17 protein-coding genes are annotated in these 19319 nt (G+C 55.2%); 15 read left to right on the forward strand and 2 right to left on the reverse strand.

Annotated elements, in window-relative coordinates:
* Positions 1 to 119: 119 nt before the first annotated feature.
* The 7 genes from C4520_17170 (at position 120) to C4520_17200 (ending at position 10165) form a co-directional block, all read left to right on the forward strand.
* Positions 120 to 959, forward strand: a complete 840-nt coding sequence (locus C4520_17170) for a hypothetical protein (protein ID RJP17233.1) — start codon at positions 120 to 122, stop codon at positions 957 to 959.
* Between the two features lie 51 nt (positions 960 to 1010).
* Positions 1011 to 1886, forward strand: a complete 876-nt coding sequence (locus C4520_17175) for a hypothetical protein (protein ID RJP17234.1) — start codon at positions 1011 to 1013, stop codon at positions 1884 to 1886.
* Positions 1844 to 2233, forward strand: coding sequence for a hypothetical protein (locus C4520_17180; GenBank protein ID RJP17235.1), 390 nt, complete (start codon positions 1844 to 1846; stop codon positions 2231 to 2233). The genes C4520_17175 and C4520_17180 overlap by 43 nt, the downstream gene beginning before the upstream one ends.
* Before the next feature lie 604 nt (positions 2234 to 2837).
* The gene (locus tag C4520_17185; GenBank protein RJP17236.1) at positions 2838 to 4565 is read left to right on the forward strand and encodes a DUF1080 domain-containing protein; all 1728 of its coding nucleotides are present in this window, start codon (positions 2838 to 2840) and stop codon (positions 4563 to 4565) included.
* 21 nt (positions 4566 to 4586) lie between these two features.
* Positions 4587 to 5060 (forward strand): hypothetical protein, encoded by a 474-nt coding sequence (locus C4520_17190; GenBank protein RJP17237.1) that lies wholly within the window; start codon positions 4587 to 4589, stop codon positions 5058 to 5060.
* A gap of 33 nt (positions 5061 to 5093) precedes the next feature.
* The gene (locus C4520_17195) at positions 5094 to 7031 is read left to right on the forward strand and encodes a DUF1080 domain-containing protein (GenBank protein ID RJP17238.1); all 1938 of its coding nucleotides are present in this window, start codon (positions 5094 to 5096) and stop codon (positions 7029 to 7031) included.
* A 50-nt stretch (positions 7032 to 7081) separates the two neighbouring features.
* A complete protein-coding gene (locus C4520_17200; protein ID RJP17239.1) occupies positions 7082 to 10165 on the forward strand; it encodes an AAA family ATPase in 3084 nt (1027 codons plus the stop codon).
* A 34-nt stretch (positions 10166 to 10199) separates the two neighbouring features.
* Here the strand turns inward: C4520_17200 and C4520_17205 are convergent, their stop codons facing one another.
* Positions 10200 to 10655: a PRC-barrel domain containing protein gene (locus C4520_17205; GenBank protein ID RJP17240.1), complete on the reverse strand. Its 456-nt coding sequence runs from the start codon at positions 10653 to 10655 to the stop codon at positions 10200 to 10202.
* Positions 10656 to 10882: 227 nt separating this feature from the next.
* Here C4520_17205 and C4520_17210 point away from each other — a divergent pair, with 227 nt between their 5' ends.
* From C4520_17210 to C4520_17245, 8 genes are all read left to right on the forward strand, one after another.
* The gene (locus C4520_17210) at positions 10883 to 11659 is read left to right on the forward strand and encodes an EcsC family protein (protein RJP17241.1); all 777 of its coding nucleotides are present in this window, start codon (positions 10883 to 10885) and stop codon (positions 11657 to 11659) included.
* A 254-nt stretch (positions 11660 to 11913) separates the two neighbouring features.
* On the forward strand, positions 11914 to 12561 hold the full coding sequence (locus tag C4520_17215) for a hypothetical protein (GenBank protein ID RJP17242.1): 648 nt from the start codon (positions 11914 to 11916) through the stop codon (positions 12559 to 12561).
* An 18-nt stretch (positions 12562 to 12579) separates the two neighbouring features.
* A complete protein-coding gene (locus C4520_17220) occupies positions 12580 to 13098 on the forward strand; it encodes a DNA-binding response regulator (protein RJP17243.1) in 519 nt (172 codons plus the stop codon).
* A gap of 11 nt (positions 13099 to 13109) precedes the next feature.
* Positions 13110 to 13979 carry a DUF3108 domain-containing protein gene (locus C4520_17225; protein ID RJP17244.1) on the forward strand — a complete coding sequence of 290 codons (870 nt, stop codon included), beginning with the start codon at positions 13110 to 13112 and terminating at the stop codon, positions 13977 to 13979.
* A gap of 65 nt (positions 13980 to 14044) precedes the next feature.
* On the forward strand, positions 14045 to 14731 hold the full coding sequence (locus C4520_17230) for a hypothetical protein (GenBank protein RJP17245.1): 687 nt from the start codon (positions 14045 to 14047) through the stop codon (positions 14729 to 14731).
* Between the two features lie 176 nt (positions 14732 to 14907).
* Positions 14908 to 16323, forward strand: a complete 1416-nt coding sequence (locus C4520_17235; GenBank protein RJP17246.1) for a sigma-54-dependent Fis family transcriptional regulator — start codon at positions 14908 to 14910, stop codon at positions 16321 to 16323.
* Between the two features lie 91 nt (positions 16324 to 16414).
* Positions 16415 to 16807 carry a ferredoxin gene (locus C4520_17240; protein RJP17247.1) on the forward strand — a complete coding sequence of 131 codons (393 nt, stop codon included), beginning with the start codon at positions 16415 to 16417 and terminating at the stop codon, positions 16805 to 16807.
* Entirely contained in the window at positions 16687 to 17304 is a 618-nt protein-coding gene (locus C4520_17245; protein ID RJP17248.1) for an HD domain-containing protein, read from the forward strand. The genes C4520_17240 and C4520_17245 overlap by 121 nt, the downstream gene beginning before the upstream one ends.
* Positions 17305 to 17437: 133 nt before the next feature.
* Here C4520_17245 and C4520_17250 read toward each other — a convergent pair whose 3' ends face one another.
* Positions 17438 to 19318, reverse strand: coding sequence for a hypothetical protein (locus tag C4520_17250; protein ID RJP17249.1), 1881 nt, complete (start codon positions 19316 to 19318; stop codon positions 17438 to 17440).
* Between the last annotated feature and the right edge of the window lies 1 nt (position 19319).

Here is a 19319-nt window from a genome sequence, read left to right on the forward strand (position 1 = left end):
GAGAGGACGCATCAACAAGGAATGCTCCTCTCCGTAATCCCCGGCGGCTATTCGATTTCATCTGAAGCCGGTTTGAAACCCTCGGCTCACTCGAGGGCACAACAAAAGGAGGAGAAATCATGAAAAGACTGATAACCGTCGTTGCGACAATTGCGTTTCTCGCGCTTACCGCCTCGCCCGGACTCTCCGTTCCGCTCGACATCACGAGCGCCGGCATGGAGGTAACCGGCCCCACCACATTCACCATGCACAACGGACTCGTTGGGCCACATCTGTATTGGGCGGCCTTCCAGTGGAACCCATTGAAGCTGGCTTTCCAGATGACGGGGAGTTACGGCGTCGAAGACCCGACGTTCAAGGCCATGGAATATTATCCGCTCGAAGTCGGCAACACGTGGACATACGCGCGTTCCGGCGGGGGCACATTGACGATAACCGTGACGGGAACCGACGAAATCTGCGGCGTGACCTGTATGCGGATGGAAAATTCGGACGGAAAGATCGATTGGTACGTGAGCGACGATACCGGCGTGTGGTTGGTCCAGACTCAGAATCCGGACTACTCGTACGTCGTTTTTTGCCCGGTTCAGATATGCAACCCATACGGATATATCGGATTCTCGAAGCTCACTCCGTATGAGGACGCGCCGATCTATATGTCGGGCGGCATCCCGATTGGAAGCATGACCGGCTACATGAGCTACACCGGAAACGGCCTCGAAACAGTTGCCACCCCGGCCGGCACGTTCCCTGATTGTGTCCGCGCTAACCTGGCTCATTCCTATACGACAACCTGGCACACGGCCGTCATGAACGACGAACTGTGGTTCGCCAAGGGGATCGGCCTGGTAAAAAATATAACCATGACGGCGACGGCGCTCGACGGCTCACTCGTCGAGAGCTTCACCGAAGTGCTCATCCTCGAGAGCGCGACGGTCGGAGGCGTCTCCTATCCGTAGAGAGACTCAAAGAAACATGGGGAAACCGTGATTCGAAAGGAAGGGAACAAAATGAAACCTCGAAACCTGTTTCTTGCGTTTGTGCCAGCGGCGATGGTTTTGCTGGCCTCAAGCGTTTCGGCCGCAGATTGGTCCTGTCCGACGGATTCCGTGAAGGCGTGGGCAATGTGCGTCATGGAGAGACTGGACGCGTTGGAGACCGAAAACGCCGCCCTGCAGGCCAGAGTGGACGAATTAGAAGGCAAGCTCGCCTGTGTGAGTATGGAAGCCGGAGAAATTGACGGTCTCGCCGGTCCGCACCTCATCTTTACAGGTGTCAATATCCATATCAGGAGCGGTAGCGGCTCGACGATCAATATGCCATGGCCCGATCCTCCGTCAGGTCTTGGAAACCTGATCATAGGATATAACGAAGAGCCAGATGGTCTTTTGGCGGGTGAAAGGGGCGGCTCCCATAACCTGGTTGTAGGACCCGAACACCGCTACTCGAGCTATGGAGGCCTGATTGCCGGGTTCCATAATACTTCTTCCTGGTTGTACACGTCGGTAACAGGCGGAGAAAACAACAGGGCGGGCGGCTATGCGGCCAGCGTGAGTGGCGGGTTCAATAACGATTCCGCCGGCTGGGCTACCAGCGTAAGCGGCGGGTCGTACAACAAGGCCGCCGGCTCCGGAGCCGGATTCGCGGCGTCAGTCAGCGGCGGCAGCTACAATCGGGCTGCAGGCGACAATTCGAGCGTCAGCGGTGGATGGGACAACACGGCCGGCGCAGTCCATTCCACCGTCAGTGGCGGCAATTCCAACACGGCAAGCGGCCTCTCAGCAAGCGTCAGCGGGGGCGGGTCGAATGTCGCGGCGCATGATGTCTCCACCGTGAGCGGAGGATGGGGCACCACGACTTCCTCGGATTTCGATCACGTGCCCTGATCCTGGGAACAGCGACAGAGAAGGAGATCGCGGCTCGCGAGCATCTTTCGGCGATCAGGCTCATCGCTCATAAGGGAAAATCAACGCCGGCGCATCAGGTTCGCCGGACGAGGAGAAGAAGGGAGGCGAAAATGAGCGATCAGGATGTGGTGGAGTTTCGACTGAGGCAAGCAGATGCCGCGGCCGATCAGCGAATAAAAACGCTCGATGAAATCGAGAAGGAACATATCATGAGCGTGCTCGAAAAATGCGGTGGCCGAAAAGGAGAGGCCGCAAAACTCCTTGGCATCGACCGCAAAACCCTCTTTCGAAAAGTGAAGGCGCTGAAACCGGAGCAGAATATTTGATCCGCCATTCTATCTCTGCACCATGAATCGGAATTGCCTTTCCTTTAAATCTGCCTTCGGCCAAATGCGTCGAAGAGAACATCGAGTGGGAAGTGCGGATGCGCCTCCCAGAATTTCAATCGAAAATCGAGAATTTAGAGTTGTGAGGCATCCTGCCCCATCTCGCTTTGGGCATTCCGCCCCATTCGCCAGAAATCCCGGCCGCGCTATCCGGCCGACCGTCTGCCAAATCTTTATGTATCAACTGCTTATGTCTGATAGCCATTAGTGGCAATTCAATTGCTCTGTCTGTCGACTGGACCCTCGACGGGAAAAGAGGAATGAGGACGATGGCGCGCGGCCTTTTCAAAACCGGAAATAAGAAGATTCTCCTGTGGAAGAAGACCGTTGGCCTCTCGTGGGCGGAAATCTGGCTCTTGGTCCTCGTTATCATCATGGCGGGCGCCATCGTGGCCTTTTTGGCGGTGGCACGGTAAGAGGTTGTTCGGCAGGTGTATTTGTGAAACTGTCTGCATTAAAGGCGACGCCCTCATCAGTTCGGCGGCCGAGTCCAACATGGGCAAGTAATGGCGCGGGACTCAACACCACGTGGAAAGGGGCGGGTATGCGCCTCGCGCATCCCCGCTCCGCCGCTGATTCGCCTTTTTGCGCTTCATTTTATATAATGACGGAAAAGCGCGAACCGATCAAAAATTTCACACCCGAAACGATTCGAGAGCACGCGGGACTCATGAGACTCTATGCCCTGATCGCAGCGTCATTCCTCTGCCTCATTTCCGTCGCCGCTGCGGATGAAAACTTCACGCAAGACATCTATGTGCCCGCCACATCCGAAGGCGTAGAATTCATTGCCCCTGCAGATGGCTCCTATCGCTTCACGATAACCGGCGGCGCCGCTCAGGCGTGCCCGCCGAGTGCGGCGCCCGGACATCCGGACTGGCACGGCTGGAATACCATGGTGCTTATTTACAAGAACCGTCATGCTGAATGGGGCGGAGGCCCTTTTGCGCCCGACAACCCTCATCCTGCCAATTGGGATGCCGCTGTCGGAAACATCGGCATGCAACCCACCCGTGAGGCTGCGGAAAGTGCGGGGAAAGGCCTTTCCTGCCAAATGTTCCTGGGAAAGAACGAGTATGCAAGACTGCTTGTCCATGATTCCCGGGGATTCTTTCATGATAATTCCGGAGGAGTCCATCTCTTGATCTCGCTCGTCGGTGATGCAACGCAGGCCGGCGCCGGCTCGGCGCAAGCGAATGACTGCGACAGCTTCGATCTTCTGGGCGAAGGCAAGGAAATTCTTGAAACGGCTTCAGGGACAGAGGTTTTTAGATACGGGTGGCAGAACAACGAATACAGAATATTGGAGGCAATTGAACGCTTTCATTACGAACCGGGAACCCGCGAGGCGTTCGGTCAGCAGTGGGACTTCGCGCCGTTGGGCGTCCTTCATACAACCGCGGAACCGGCACAATTCGGATCGACAATGCTTGTCTGGAATTCCGAACGCTATGGCGAGGCCAAGGGCCGCGTTTTATGCGATCAAACCGCCTGGGAACGGTCAACAGGGCCCAAACCCGGCGACGTCTTCAGACTGACTGGAACCGTTGATCAGCCGTTTTCCGCTCCTTTCATCCCCGATACCTCGCTATACGACTTCGAATGGACCCTCTTTCAAACCGCTACAGACGTGAAAAAAGCCTCCGATCGCGACCACGGCGAATATGTTTCAAAGATCACCTGGGAATGGAACGGGATACTCTATGCGAAACCGAAGACCGCATTCGCGAATCGCGGCGCAAGTCCCCCTTTGCGACCCTGTTTTTACACAGGCTTCGACTCGCCGAATCTCGATGAATGGCAAATACCTTCGGGCAGTTGGACCGTTTCCGACGGCGTCCTCGCTTCCAGCGGCTTCTTCGGCGAGGAAATAATCCTTACCGGCAAAACGTGGAAAAATTGCAGAATATGCTTTCGCATGAGGTTCGCCTCCGGCATCGATGATTTCTGGGTCCAATTTCGCAGAAATTTCCACGGAGACCCGCCGGGATACTCCTGCTACCAAATCGACGGCGGCACGGGCAAGTTCCGCTATCAGAACATCAGAGAAAAATATCGGGACATCAGCAAGATGATTTTAGCGCCGAAGGGCGACCAGAGATGGCATACCTTTGAGCTGGTTATAAGAGATGCTTCCGCCGAATGCCTCATAGACGGAAAACCGATTGTGTCTGCACAGAGATGCCCAATTGATGCCGGCCAGATCGGTTTTCGAACCTTAAATACACGCGTTGAAGTCGATTACGTGCGCGTCGAAGATATCAGCAACTGATTTTCTAAAGGAGGCTCAGTTATGAAAGCGTGCGGAAAAGGATTGACCTTCTTGTTTCTTCTTCTCGTGATATCCATTGCTCCATCAGGAACAGCATCGGCCCAATCGGCTGACCAGGCCGCGATTAACCGTGTGCTCGATCAACTCGAGGAGGCCTACGTCAACGAGAACATGGGCCTGCTTTCCTCGCTGATCTCTGATTCAGGTTTTATCCTGCTTATCAAGAAACCCGCCGACCCTTCAATGGCTCTTGTTCTGAACAAAGCGCAGCTTCTTGACGGAACGGCAAAACGGTGGGCGGACGAGGACTTCCTCGAACACAAGCACGTCAACCGCCGAATCATCATAGATGGACCCATAGCGAAGTCCATCAGCGTCATGAAAGAACAAACAAAAGCGCGCAAAAAGATGGAAAGCCCTATCTTTCATATATTGGCTAAAGAGGATACGCAGTGGCGTCTGGTCTTCAGCGCCTCCGCCCTCGGAGATGAATGACCCGTTCCTGAAGGCAATCAGACGGAGAAAACCATGATGCAAACCTGCACGCGATGCAAAGAAGAATTTGACGAAAAGCCCCACCTCGACAAGCAGGGGCGGCCATTCTGCGACGACTGTTATGAGGAACTGCAGGCGCGAAAGCGGTCGAGATTGCAGCAAAAACCAGCAACGTCACACCCGAACCCGGGAGACAATCGGCGGGCGCCGGGTCTGTTCCGGAGCAAGAGAACTCTCGCAATACTGTTGACGTGCGCCGTCCTGCTCGCCGGAACCGCATGGCTGCTGCTGGCGGAGCCCGGCGAGTTTGTGATCCGGGCAAAAGACTTTCCGATGGCGCCCGGCCTCAGATGGACGTATACGGCAACCGCCAATGAATCTCCCGACCTTATGTTCAACGTCGTCGTGCAGGCGGAGAGCGTGGAAGGCAACCCCGGCCTGATCCGGATGGACTACTTCAGCGAGGCGGGAGGAACACGACAAACCTATTGGCGTAAGATGGAAAACGCGGTGGCTGAATACGCGGAGAAGGACGAAACCTCGCTGGTTCGCAAGTTCGAGTTCCCCGCCCGGGTGGGCTCGGAATGGAACATGAGCTTTCCCGGGTTCGACTTGGTCTACGGGGTTGATTCCGTGCGAGTCTCAGCGACTGCCGTCGAGGAAGTGACCGTTCCCTTTGGGACCCTTCGTTGCTTGAGGATGGAAGCTGATGTAAGTCAGATCGAGCAGGTGAAAAGCCTCACGCAGTGGCTGGCCCCGGGCGTCGGATTCGTAAGACAAGAATCGGTTACCGATCAAAATTCGGGCACTGTCTTGCTGACTGATTTTCGAAAAACGGATGAAAGCTTCGCCCGCACGATAACGCCGCCGGAGTATCATTCGAACTTTGACTCCCTTCGCCTGAGCGAGTGGCTGGTTCATCCGCCAAGCCATTGGACGGCGCGAGAAGGAGTCCTGCGCTCAAACGGCGAAGGGGGTGAGACCCTCACGCTGAAACCATACATCTGGCGAGATTGCAGAGTCAGGTTTCGCGCAAGACTTCTTTCCGGCGGCGACATGTGGCTCAGCTTCCGCGGCAATTTCCTGAGTGATCCGCGGGGCTATTCCTATGTTCAACTCGATAACGGCACGCTGAAAATCAGGCATAACAACTGGCAAAACTGGCAGAACATCAGCGACAATGTTCCCTTTCAGATGGACGACACATGGCGAGAGGTGGAATGCCTCGTAAACGGCCCAGATGTGGAATGCCTTGTGGACGGCCGACCCGTGGTGAAGACAAAAAAGTGCCCGTCGCAGATCGGCATGGTCGGATTCCGCGCGCTGAACACAAAGGTGGAGATCGATGACCTGCATATCGAGCATCTCGAAGGCGCTCCACTTCGGAAAGCGGATGAAACGCGTGACTATTTCCCCCTCGCAATCGGAAGTGAGTGGCGCTACCGCGGTCAGGACGGCAAGGAAATCATTACGCGGTGCGCGGGCAACACGCAGTTGAACGGAAGGGAAGTGATCGTGCGCGAAGATGTTGACGGAGTGAAACTGTACTTCGAGAAAAGACCCGACGGCGTATATCTGGCAGGCGTTCTCGTGCCCGTTGTCTCTCCCGAAATAGCCGCCCTGGACCCGCCGTCTCTCTATATCAGTCCTTCTCCGAAAGTGGGCGACCGCTGGCATCATGACGGAAAGATGCACGCGGCGGACGGAGTGCGCGACGAGATCGTTGATTTCGAGATCCTGAGTTCGGAAACAGTAACCGTTCCCGCCGGTATTTTCGATAACTGCCTGAGATTGCATGTCAAAGCATTTACCACAATAGATGGCAAGCGTCAGATATACGAGGACGTCGAGGAATGGTTCGCGCCGAACGTTGGGATGATCAAATTCTATTACGCAAAGGCCCCCTGGGAAGAACATGCAAGCAACACTTACAAATATGAATTAGTGTCTTTTGAAATAGAGGGAAGTTAGGAGCCATCGACAGGAATTGCCGTCTGGCCGATTAAAGAGGATGCCGACCATTGGACAGGATAGATGCCCTGAAAAACCGCATTTCAGAAACGCCCGGCGATCCCATCTTGCACTACGAACTGGGGAAACTGCTCTATCAAAAAAATGATTTCGATGGCGCGGTCCAGGTCCTGAAGAGATCGATCGAGTTGGCGCCCGAAAAAATTAATGTTCATCTCCTTCTGGCCAAGGCCTATGCAAAAAATCACAACTATTTCAATGCCAAGGCGCAATATCAGAAAATCCTCTCGCTCGATCCATCCAACCAGATGGCCCATATGAATCTTGGTTTCGTTTATGAGCTTTACCTCAAAGATGCGCCCCGCGCCCTGGCGCATTACCAAAAATATGTCGAGTTGGGCGGTAAGGACCCGCGCATCATTCGGCGCGTCGAGGAGCGCGCCGAAGATCTGAAAAAGGGGAGAATTTTCTCGAAACCGTCCAGCCGTCAAGAAGAACGGAAACAATCAGGCATTGCCGCAGTCGCGCAAGAAAAGGCGGCCTCTGAAACGTTGCGCGAAGTGTATCGGCTGCGGGACCGGGCGACAGCGGCTATCAGCGAGAACAGAGACTCCCTCAAAAGGGGCCTCTCTGCATTGGCCGTGTTCGTCATCCTCCTTCAGTGTCTTCGTGCTTTCCCCGTCGCGCCCCCCTACATTCACCTCTTTGCGGCACTGGCGCTTGCGGGTCTGACGGCACTGCACGCTTCGTTCGGACTGGCCGCCGGCCTGACGGTTATGTTTTTCCCGATCGCCTTCCACAGCCCTTTGCTGGGCTATCTCTACGCCGGCGGCGCCTTCCTGTTGTTCGTCTCATATGGCGCCCAATATCCGGGAAAAGCCCTTGCCGTCCTGCTCATGCCGCAATTGCTGAAATTGAATCTCGCATATTCTGTCCCTCTGGGGGCCGCTATCCTGATGGGCGCCGGCGCAGGCGCGGGACTCGGGGCGGTGGCCTCAATCGCGGGGTTGGGGTACATGGTCGCCGGAAATATCCATCAACTGGGGCCGCTGGCCCTAAACCTTGCGGGCGCACCCACGATGGCCTCCTTGCCGCCTGTCGCCGACCCCGATTTCTTCCTCAAGTTTCAATGGATCAAGTCGATGGCTTCACCGGAAGTGAGCCGCGCCTTTCAAACGTTCTTCCATGCGCTGTATCCGGCGCTCCTGCATCCCCCGATTGTTTTTCTGCAAATCGGCGCCTGGGGAATTGCCGGTTATGCGGCCGGTAAACTCTACCAGAAACGCAGTCCCCTGTTCCTCGCATCCGCCCTCGGGGCGGCAGCGTCCGTTTTTCTCCTGCAGGCTGTCATCGTGGAAAGCCTCCCGGGAGACCATATCTTTTCTTCCTGGATGCTGCTCAAGTCACTCGTCTTTTCGGTTGTGCTCGTCGCCTTGCTTGTGTTCTTTAAGGTCACCGTGCAGGAAAAGGAATTCAGTGAAGAATTGGGTGACATTAGGTGGGACTCGATCGGCGGACTTGAAGATGTGAAACGGGAAATCCAGGCCGTGACCCAGCACCAGTTCGAGCGTCGTTCTTCACGGCTGGCGAAGAAATACGACCTGAAGGCGACCAAAGGCATTCTCTTCTATGGACCTCCCGGGTGCGGCAAGACCATGTTCGCCAAGGTGCTCGCCAAGGAAGTCGGCGCGTCATTCTACTCGGTGAAAGGCTCCGACTTCCGGTCGATGTGGTACGGAGAAACCGAGAAAAACTTGACCAAAATCTTCGAGCAGGCCCGGCAAAACTCGCCTTCAGTCATTTTCTTCGACGAGATCGACAACATGCTGGGCAAGCGCGGCGAGACCATGACCAGCGACTCCCCGGAAAAAAGGATTGTCGCGATTTTTCTCTCAGAAATGGACGGGGTCAAATCGATTCGAAACGTGCTCGTGGTCGGAGCGACGAATGAACCCGATCTGATAGACCCGGCGGCCCTGCGCCCCGGCCGGTTCGACAAACTCATCTACATCCCGCTGCCGGATGCGAAAGGCAGGGAGAAGATTTTCCGGGTCCATCTCAAGAAAAAACCGCTCGCGGAAGGAATCGATTTCCCCAAGCTTGCCCGGCTGACCGAACGGTTTTCGGGCGCCGACATAGCGGACGTTTGCTCGAAAGTCGCCGAACAGGCCATGCAAGAGAGCCTGCGTACGGGCAAGAAGATAGATATCGACATGACTGCGCTCCAACGGCAGATCAAATCCTCCAAGCCCTCGGTTTCCCTGAAGCTTCTTCGGAAATATGAGGAACTGCAGGAAAAATACAGCCGCAGGACGATCAAATCCGAAACCGGCGCCGCTGAGGAGAAACAGAGATACTCGTGGAATCAGGTCGGAGGCCTTGAGCAGGTGAAAAAGGAACTGATCGAAGCGGTCGAGACGCCATTGACGAAACCGCAACTGTACGAGAAATACAAAATCAAACCCCCAAAAGGAATCCTTCTCTATGGGCCTCCCGGCTGTGGAAAGACGCTGATGGCAAAGGTCGTCGCCGGCCAGTGCGGCGCCCACTTCTTGTCGGTCGACCTGAAAAAGGAAACCACCGACGGCATCAAGGAATGGTTTATCCGGGCAAGGGAAAACAAGCCAAGCGTCCTCTTCTTTGACGAGATCGATTCGATCGCAGCTTCCAGAGATTTCGGCATGATGGCCGGTCACGGCCTTGTGACGCAACTGCTGGTGGAACTCGACGGAATGGAGGACTTGAAGCAGGTGGTAATCATCGCTGCAACCAACAAACCCGATCATCTCGACAGCGCGCTCATGCGGCCCGGCCGGTTCGACCGACTGATCTACATTCCTCCGCCCGACGAGTCCTCAAGATTGGAGATACTGAGAATCCATCTGCAAGACAAGCCGCTCACCGACGACGTGGATTTGGGGACAATCGCCCGACAGACCGATAACTATTCCGGCGCCGACCTCGGCGCGCTCTGTTACGAAGCGTCTATGTGCTTGATCCGAAAAGCCGACGCCCCGCATCCGCGAATTACCGGTGAGGACATCACCTTGGCAATGGAAAAAATAAAATCATCCATTGCGCCCGAAGACCTGTCGTATTTCGAAGAAATGAAAACGAAATACTCGCGAGGCTGAACGGTGCCGCTGTCAGAGCTTTCGAGCCTGCTATTTAATAATAGCTGTGGACCTCCCGATTCCACTCGGGATCGTCAAGTCTTTGCCAGTCGTTCCGCCCAAAACTCGGAGCATTGTCGAACTTGCTCTTATCCAGGCTCAATACAAGCCTGCCGTCTTTCATCTCCGCCTTTGCGTCTTTCCACGGAACAGGAACGAGGCGCTCGGCGCCTTCAATTTCGTCACGCGCCAAGACCAGGTACTCGATCCGGCCGTCGTCGGAAAAAAGGATTTCCTCGACCATTCCGAGCCGCTCTCCACGCTCATTCCGGGCAACACTGCCGATGAGTTCCTCGGTTTTGTATACCTCGGATGTTTTCTCTATTCTCCCGGTTTCCGGATTGAATCCTTCCGGCAGACCCCATGCTACCGCTTCTTTTTCAAAAGCTCCGGCCGTCAGAAACAGGCTGATGACAAAAGCTATCGTCGCTATTATATTAAACGCCTTCATGATACTTCCTCCTTATTAATTCCTTTTAGAAGCCGAATTCGTTGATAAACGCATGATCGCATCCTCTATATAAAAATGCCATAAATTCGCCTCAAACGACAGTAAAGGGAAGAATACGATCACGCTTTTCTCAAAGCGTTCGCGGAAGAAATCCGCGTCTGTTATAGTATTTCAGTAATTGTTGCGGGTTTTTGGATTGGACACAAAGATTCGGACGAGAGCAGGGAATGGAAATCTCAAAAGAGGATCATGAAGACCTGGTATATGCCAAAGGGCTCCTGGAAAATCCGGGTCTGGTGGCAAAGATAGTTGCGGTCGCCGGAAGGCCCATCGAAAAAAGCCTCGCGATGCTGCCGGAGAACTGGATGACGATCGTTCACGATGCCTCCAGAAAGGCGCTCGAGAAGGCGCTTGATTATGCGATACGAACGTTGGAGCGGCGGTCCCAATTTCCGGCATTTGTTTATCATAAGTCTTCCGTGGCTTTATCGGGCGGCCTGGCAGGCGCCGTCGGGCTGGCTGCGCTTCCCTTCGAGCTCCCCTTTTCCACCGTGATGATGCTGCGCTCGATCGCCGACATCGCCAGGAGCGAGGGAGAGGATATCCAGAATCCCGAGACGAAACTCGCCATGCTGGAGGTCTTCGCGCTTGGCGGGGGAACACAGAAGGATGAGGCCGCCGAAACCGGCTATTATGCGGTGCGCACCTCGCTCGCCGCGCTTGTCTCGGACGCAACCAGTCACTTCACCGGGCGAAGGATCGCCGGCAGAGGCAGCCCGTTGTTGCTGCGGCTTCTTGATTCGATCGCGTCGCGCTTCGGGATCGTGGTCTCGCAAAAAGCGATGGCCACCGCGGTCCCTGTCGTCGGCGCGGCCAGCGGAGCGATCATCAACATGATTTTTCTGAATCACTTCCAGGACATCGCCCGCGGCCATTTCATCGTTCGGCGCCTCGAGCGCAAATACGGCCAGGAGCTGATTCGGAGCGAATATAATGACATCTGAAATCGCCGGTTACGCGCCTTCCCAAAGGTAAAAATCCTCTTTCCATTGCTCGGCTGCCGAATCAGCGCCAATTTGATTACAGGAAAGAGTTTGTGCTATAATTTGGAAACTTTCGCCTTTGCCTGCAGGGTCAAATAAACATGACCGCAGAGGATTATAAACAAGCCAGAGAATTGGCGGAGCAAATAGCTAATTCGTTCGCAGCGCCCAAGTTCTGTACCGATCTCCGAACCGAAAGAGACCTCTCCTTCAGGATGCTTCATGCAGACCCTCTCCTGGAACGATCCCGCCAAATCGTTGTGGCGAGAGAGGAGCATTTCGGCCACGGGCTGAAGCATACCGAGAAGGTGGCCGTGGACGCCGGCGCCATCATACAAAACGAGACCGCCCGGCAGCGTTTTGAGCCGGAGCGGGTAAGTCGGATCATGCTGCTCGTCCACCTGGCTTCGATGTTTCATGACGTGTGCAGGCGGATGCGCGATCACGCCCAAAACGGCGCGCTGGTCGCGGAAGAAATCCTGGCCGATTTCCCGCTGCAAGACCGTGAGCGCGTATGGATAGTGCAGGCGATCCGAAATCATGAGGCGTTTACGGAGCCGACTCCTCTGGATTGCCATGAGGGCCAGATGATCAGCGACGCGCTCTACGACGCCGACAAGTTCCGCTGGGGACCGGACAACTTCACCGACACGCTGTGGGATATGATCTCGAACGAAGATATCCCGATTCAACTGATACTGACCCATTTCCCCAAAGGGATGGCGGGAATACGGAAAATCGCGGGCACATTCCGTTCGGTGACGGGAAAGCAGTACGGCCCCGAATACATCGAGATCGGACTGGCAATAGGCAATCGGCTCTATGAGGAGCTTGTGCGGAAGTTCCCTTCCCAAACAAGCTGATGGTCCGCGTATAACCATATGTCCGCAAAAAAGATAGATAGACCTCGCATCTTGATTGTCGATGACGACGAGGATATCCTCGATATCACGCAGACCTTCCTGGAGTCGCGCGGATATGAGGTCGTCCTCGCACGGTCGGGCGAACAGGCGCTCAAGGAGGTGGAGCGTTCGCGGCCTACTCTCATTCTGCTCGACGTGATGATGCCCAAAATGGACGGATTCTGGCTGTGCAGAGTGATCAAGTCCGACCCTCGCCATCGGCTGACTCCGATCATTTTCCTGACGGCAAAAGATGACGCCCAGAGCCGCATCGAGGGCCAGAAGTGCGGCGGAGACGACTATCTCACAAAACCCTTCGACGTTGATTCTCTCGAGGTTCGCATCAAGGCGCAGCTCAAGAAGGTGTCGAAACTCGAGCTTGTCGACAAGATCGAACGCCTGCTCGGCATGTCTGAATCGCAAGGGTTTCTCGCGAAGCTGGACTACGACGAGCTCTCGATCTTGCTGGACCATATCCAGGAACGACTTAAACAGTAGGGAGAAGTTAAATGTTGTACTTGTTACGAACGAGCCCGCGGGTCCGACTGCTCATCATTCTCTTGTGCGTCCTCGCGCCGCTCGCTTTCGGCGCCCCTTCGCTTGCCGGCAAATCCGTGCCCGATGAGAATTCCCCCGCCTTGGAGGAATTCAGAATCCCGATTCCCAAGGGCAAATATACGTATCGCTTCAGTTGGAACGGAATTCCCTCGGCTGAAAGCGAGTTGTTTGTGACCGTCGAAAATGAGGAGAAACAGCCGTATTATTGCTTTTCAGCGTCGGCGCGCACTTCGAAATTCGCCGACTTATTCTGGAAAATGAGGGCGAACGTCACTGCCTTTGTCGATCCGGCAACCGGGCGCACCCTGAAGATGAAGGTATACGACCAGCAAAACAAGAAGGTTAAAACAACCGAGACAATCTTTAATTACAACTCCTCCGAAGCGTACTACACCCGCTGGAAACAGGGGGAAATGAAGCAGAAAACCATCCAGTTGGAAACCGGCACCGTCGATCCTGTTTCCTTCTGCCTCTCACTGAGCAGCCAGGAACTGCAGGTGGGCGACTCGCGGCGCCTCCTGGTGCTCGTCCAGGATGATCCCTACGAAGTCAGTTACACCGTGGAGAAGCGGGAACCGGTTAACGTCGCGGGTTATCAAATGGACGCCCTGCGAATCCAGCCGCAGTTCGTAAAGATAGAGGATAAACCGGAGCGCAAACCCCCAAAGATCAAGGTCATGACTCTGTGGATTAGTGAATCCGAACCCCACATCCCGCTCAAAATGCAGAGTAAGACTTTCATAGGACATGTGACAGCCGAGCTTGTGAACGTGGAGCCGATCGCACCGGCTGCCGATTCGCCAAAGTTGTCGAAGATATAGACGGCGGAAAGAAATCGCGGCCCTCAAGCCCCCGATGAGCAGCGGGGGAGAACTGCCAGTGACGCATGAAACAACAGTGGCGCGTCCCATTCGTCTGCATCGCAGCCGTTCTCTTTCTCGTTATCCATCGCTATGCGGATATCGGCTCACTCGTTGAAATGCTCCTGCCGTCCCACTCTCTCTTCAATCCGGCAAGGCCGCTCTACCAGCGTTTGGCCTCCGGCTGTTCCACCTTCCTTGTTCTCGGCCTCCTCCCCGCCATGCTCGGCTGCATCCTGTGGGACCAAAAACCATCACAGTGGGGGCTCTCACTCGGACATGACCCGCTGAAGAACACCGGCCTTGCCGTCGGCTGCCTTGCCGTTCTCATTCCGATTATCGCTTATGCCTCATCCTTTCCCGCCGTCACGGCCGGACGCCCCGAAAATTTCATCGCGGCCATGTATCCGGAGGCATTTCTCCTTTACGAAATCGGCATCCTGGTCTTCCTTATGGGATGGGAATTCTTCTTTCGCGGGTTTCTGCTCTTTGGGCTGGCAAATTCTATTGGCAATGCCGCTATCTATGTTCTTATGATTCCCGCGGTCGCCTTGAAACTGGGCAGATCGCCGCTTGAGACTCTGGCCGAAGTCCCCACCGCAATCCTTCTCGGCCATCTGGCTCTCAAGACCGGCTCCATCTGGTACGGCCTCTTTTTGCATTGGGGATTCCTTTTGACCCTCGACCTGATAGTGATTTACCGCCCTTTCTGATCGGGTGTTTTCAATCCGCTAAACATCCACATTTAACCTCCACGGCCGACATTTACCGAAAATTTCGCCTTCTGTTCCATTTTAGAACAGTTGCACTTGATTCATGGTAAATCTTTGGTTATAATTTAGATAGCTTAAAGCTAATATAACTGCAAATCTGACGTTCGGAGATCGTTATGGCGCTAATACTCCTTGCGGAAAAAGACCATAAATTGGGGTCCGCCCTTAAACAAGAGCTTGCTCGAGCGGGTCACGAAACGACCACAGCCCTCACCCAGGAAGAGACATTGAAGTTTCTCTCTGTTCGCAGCTATGAGATTATCATTCTTGACATGGATATCATGCGCGAGAGCGACTTCGACCTGATCAACTTCATCAAGCAGTCCCAGCCGATGTCCGAAATTCTGCTCACGACCCGGATCGAAGAGATAGAGAAAGCTGTAAGATCACTAAGACGCGGGGCTTACATGTATTTCGTCAAGCCGTTCGACTCCTCCGACTTGCTGTTTGGGATTGAGAGTGCGCTCAAGAATCTGGAGCGCTCCATGGCTTTCCGGGAATACGAGCGCTCTGCCTTCATCGATATGATGGGCGATAGTCCCGCCATCCGGAAAATGATTAATCTGGCGACGAAAGTAGCCCCGACGGATTCCACCGTTTTGCTCCTGGGAGAAAGCGGAACCGGGAAAGAGATCATCGCCGAATATATTCATCGCATGAGCAACAGGTATGACAAGCCTTTTCTGGCGATCAACTGCAGCGCACTGCCGGAAACCCTCCTCGAAAGCGAGTTGTTCGGATATGTAAAAGGCGCGTTTACCGGCGCCGCCGGCGATCGGAAAGGGTTATTCGAAGAAGGCAATAACGGCACCATCTTTCTGGACGAAGTCGGCGACATGCCGCTGATCACCCAGGTGAAACTGCTTCGCGTGCTCGAAAACCGCGAGGTGCGGCGGCTCGGAGAGAACAAGATCATCAAGGTAAATGTGCGCATCATAGCCGCCACCAATCAGGACCTGCTTGTCGCAATGCAGGAGAAACGATTCCGCGATGACCTCTTCTTCCGCCTCAACGTCATCCAGATCAAGATACCTCCGCTGAGGGAGAGGATGGACTCGCTGCCCTCGCTCATCCGGTACTTCATCGCCAAATTTAACAGGCGCTTCAACCGCAAGATCAGGGAGATCGACCGGCAGGCTCTCTTCATCCTGGCGAATTATCAGTACCCGGGGAACGTGCGGGAACTCGAAAATATCATCGAGCATGCGGTGATCATGGCCGACGACGATGTGATCCGGGCCAATAGCCTGCCCGAGTATCTGCAGGTCATAAAGAAACCGATGCTGGCTCTTCCGAGCGGGATGGAAGAAGCTGTCGCAGCGGCCGCAAGCGAAGCGCAACCGGCAGAACCGGAATTCATCACCCTGAGTGAGATGGAAAAACGCCTGATTACCGATACGCTTATCAAGTGCGGGGGAAATCAGACGGTCGCCGCCGAAAAGCTGGGCATTTCACGCTCTACTCTCTGGAGAAAAATGAAAGAGTATAACATCAGGACCTCCTTCGCTCCTGAGGAAGTGAGCGTACAATAATCTCTTTTCACGGCTTCTTTCAGTGTGACTTTGGTCATAGTCTTCCCGCCGGATACCTGCTATTGTAATCATCAGAAAGGCGGTGAAATAGATGGCAATCAAGCGCAAGATCGTTCACATCAGCGAGGAAAAATGCACCGGCTGCGGCGCGTGCGTCGTCCCCTGCGCCGAGGGCGCAATTGAAATAGTCAACGGCAAAGCTCGCTTGATCGGGGAAAGCCTGTGTGACGGAGCGGGATTCTGTCTCGGCATCTGTCCTGAAGGCGCGATGACCATCGAGGAACGCGAAGCCGATGCGTTCTCTCACGAGGCGGTTCAGGAGCACCTGTCGCAACAGAGCAGCAAAGAAACTCCTGTGCTCGAATGCTTCCGGTGCGGAAATCCGGAGACCGAAACGGTCCTCATTCCCTGCCGCAGCGCCGGCGAGAGCCTGTGGGTCTGCGTCAGGTGTCTGCCGCCCCTCATCCACGGCGGAGGCCACTGATGATGGAAAACGTCCCAAAGGAGGCCATTACCGCCGAAATGCAAAGAGTGTTCGGCGCGGACACGCGGCGGATCAATCACGCCCTCGATGTCTTGTCCTTTGCCGAGCGCATCTTGCTGAAAGAAACAGCCGATCGCGGTGTCGTTGTGCCAGCGGCGCTGCTCCACGATATCGGCATCCATGAGGCTGAAAGAAAATACAACAGCACGGCTGCAGTCTATCAACAGATAGAAGGTCCGCCTATCGCAAAAGGAATCCTGACTGAATTGGGAATGCAGCCGCATCTCGTATCGGAGGTGTGCGATATCATCGCGCATCATCATGCTCCGCGCGCCGATGAGTCGTCGAATTTCAAGGTGCTCTATGACGCCGATCTCATCGTCAATCTGCGCGACGATTTCTCCCACCTCTCCCAAAGCCGGCTCAAAGAGAAAATCGACCGCATGTTTTTCACCGAGGCGGGGCGGCGCCTCGCCGCCGAGATTCTGCTGAAGTAGCGGATCAGCCCATATCGGTCAAATCGTTCACCACCTGCAGGGAAAAAAATAACGGGGGAAACCATTTTGGTTCCCCCCGTGTCTTTGCAGTGAGATGCCCCAGATCTATATCAACATCAACTATGGGTGCCGCTCAGTTCCTCTTGTGCCAATCGGGCCTCCCGTCGTGCTCCTTGTCTTCCGACATCAGGTCTTCTGTGTCTGGAATGCCATCTCCATCGTCGTCCGTATCATCGACATCCGGAATGCCGTCCAGGTCCGTATCTTCGAGAACCGGCTTGGCGATTCCGTCGCGGACCACCAGCACACCATAGGTTGTAAGATCCTGACACTCCTGCGACCAGCCGGTCTGGGTTTTCCAGACTTCGATGGTCCCCGGCGAACAGCCGTTCTTGATCTCGCCGTTATTTTGCCCGGGCTTGCAATCGAGGATCTGCTCGCACGTGCAACCGTAAGTGCTTGCGAGACTCATACCGTCGACGATTCCCGCCTGCGGGTCGTTCACCTCAAGGACACCGTCGCCGTCGATATCGGCGTAGTTATTCGGCTTCAGTTCGACGGTCGGGATAGATTCGGGCAGTATCGTGCCGAGACACTTGTCGGCGCCGCTGCAGTCGTTGACAGCGTCCGCATCGGCATCGCGGTTATCCACTCCCGTGGAAGGATCGGTGTCGTAGCTGCCGAAGCCATCGTCGCAGTCGTTGTCGATTCCGTCGCATATTTCCTCTGCGCCATAATGAACGTTGGCGTTGGTGTCATCACAATCGCGACCCTGCCACAGACTGCAGAAGAACGTACCGACCCTGTATCCGTCGCCGTCTTGATCGCATCCTTCGCATAAGCTGTCGCCGCCCAGGCAGTCCTGATCGACTCCATCCTCGCACACTTCGGGAGCGTTCGGATGTATATCGGCTGCGCACGTGTAAGTTTGGCCGCAATCGGGGACGTCTAGCGAGGGATCGTCAATGCAGTCACCCTCGCATTCGATGTTGTACCCGTCTCCATCCAGGTCTGTATCGTATTGGACCGAAAGGCATCCGGCCCCATCGTTGGTCGCGCAGTAATAATCGAAATAGATGTTCCCGTAGCAGCCGTCGATCATGCAATCGGCGTCAAGATTCCCCTCGTCCTCGTTGCCATCGCAATTATCATCAACGCCGTTACAGATTTCCGCCGCGCCAGGATTCACCGCATCGTTGCCGTCGTCGCAATCACGAGCGGGGCCGGCGCAGATACTGTATCCATCTCCATCATTATCGATGGGGATGTTGTCGCAGGCGTCAATCTCTTCATTGCAGGAATCAGCGGTGCAGGATTCTCCATCATCGCATGCAACGGGGACTCCCGGCTGGCAATCAAGCGCAGGGTCGCAATATTCCATGCCGTCGCAATAGACGCCGTTATCGCAGTACGCATCGTTCGGCGTATGGGCTACGAGATCATTTGTCTCATCACACCAGTCGGTCGTACATGCAATACCGTCGTCGACGGCCGGCGCGATTCCGGGCTGACAACCGGCTGAGCCGCCGCAGCTTTCGGCGCCATCGCAGTACAGGCCATTGTCGCACAAAGCGTCGCCGCCGTCATCAACAACGCCATTGCAATTGTTGTCCAGGCCATCACAGATTTCACTTGCCGGGAGACCAGGCGAGCAAGTGTTTACCATGCTTCCGGCAATACAAGCAAGCGATCCGGTTGAGGCGCACTCGCCGACTCCACAGGAAGTCGGTATCGGCACATACGCATCGTCGGCTAGGCCGTTACAGTTCTGGTCGAGGCCATCGCAATCGTCATCGAGGCCAGTGGGTGAACCGGCCGCACAAGTATCCTGGAGAGTGCCGCTCACGCACACCATCTGACCGGCGGCCGCACATTCTCCTACACCGCAGGAGGTCGCGGTTGGTACATAGGCATCGTCGGCGACGCCGTTACAGTTTTGGTCCAGTCCGTCGCAATTATCATCCAAACCGGTGGGTGAACCGGCGACGCAGGTATCCTGTAGCGAGCCGCTCACG

It is taken from the genome of Candidatus Abyssobacteria bacterium SURF_5 (genome assembly GCA_003598085.1).
Taxonomy (GTDB): domain Bacteria; phylum Abyssobacteria; class SURF-5; order SURF-5; family SURF-5; genus SURF-5.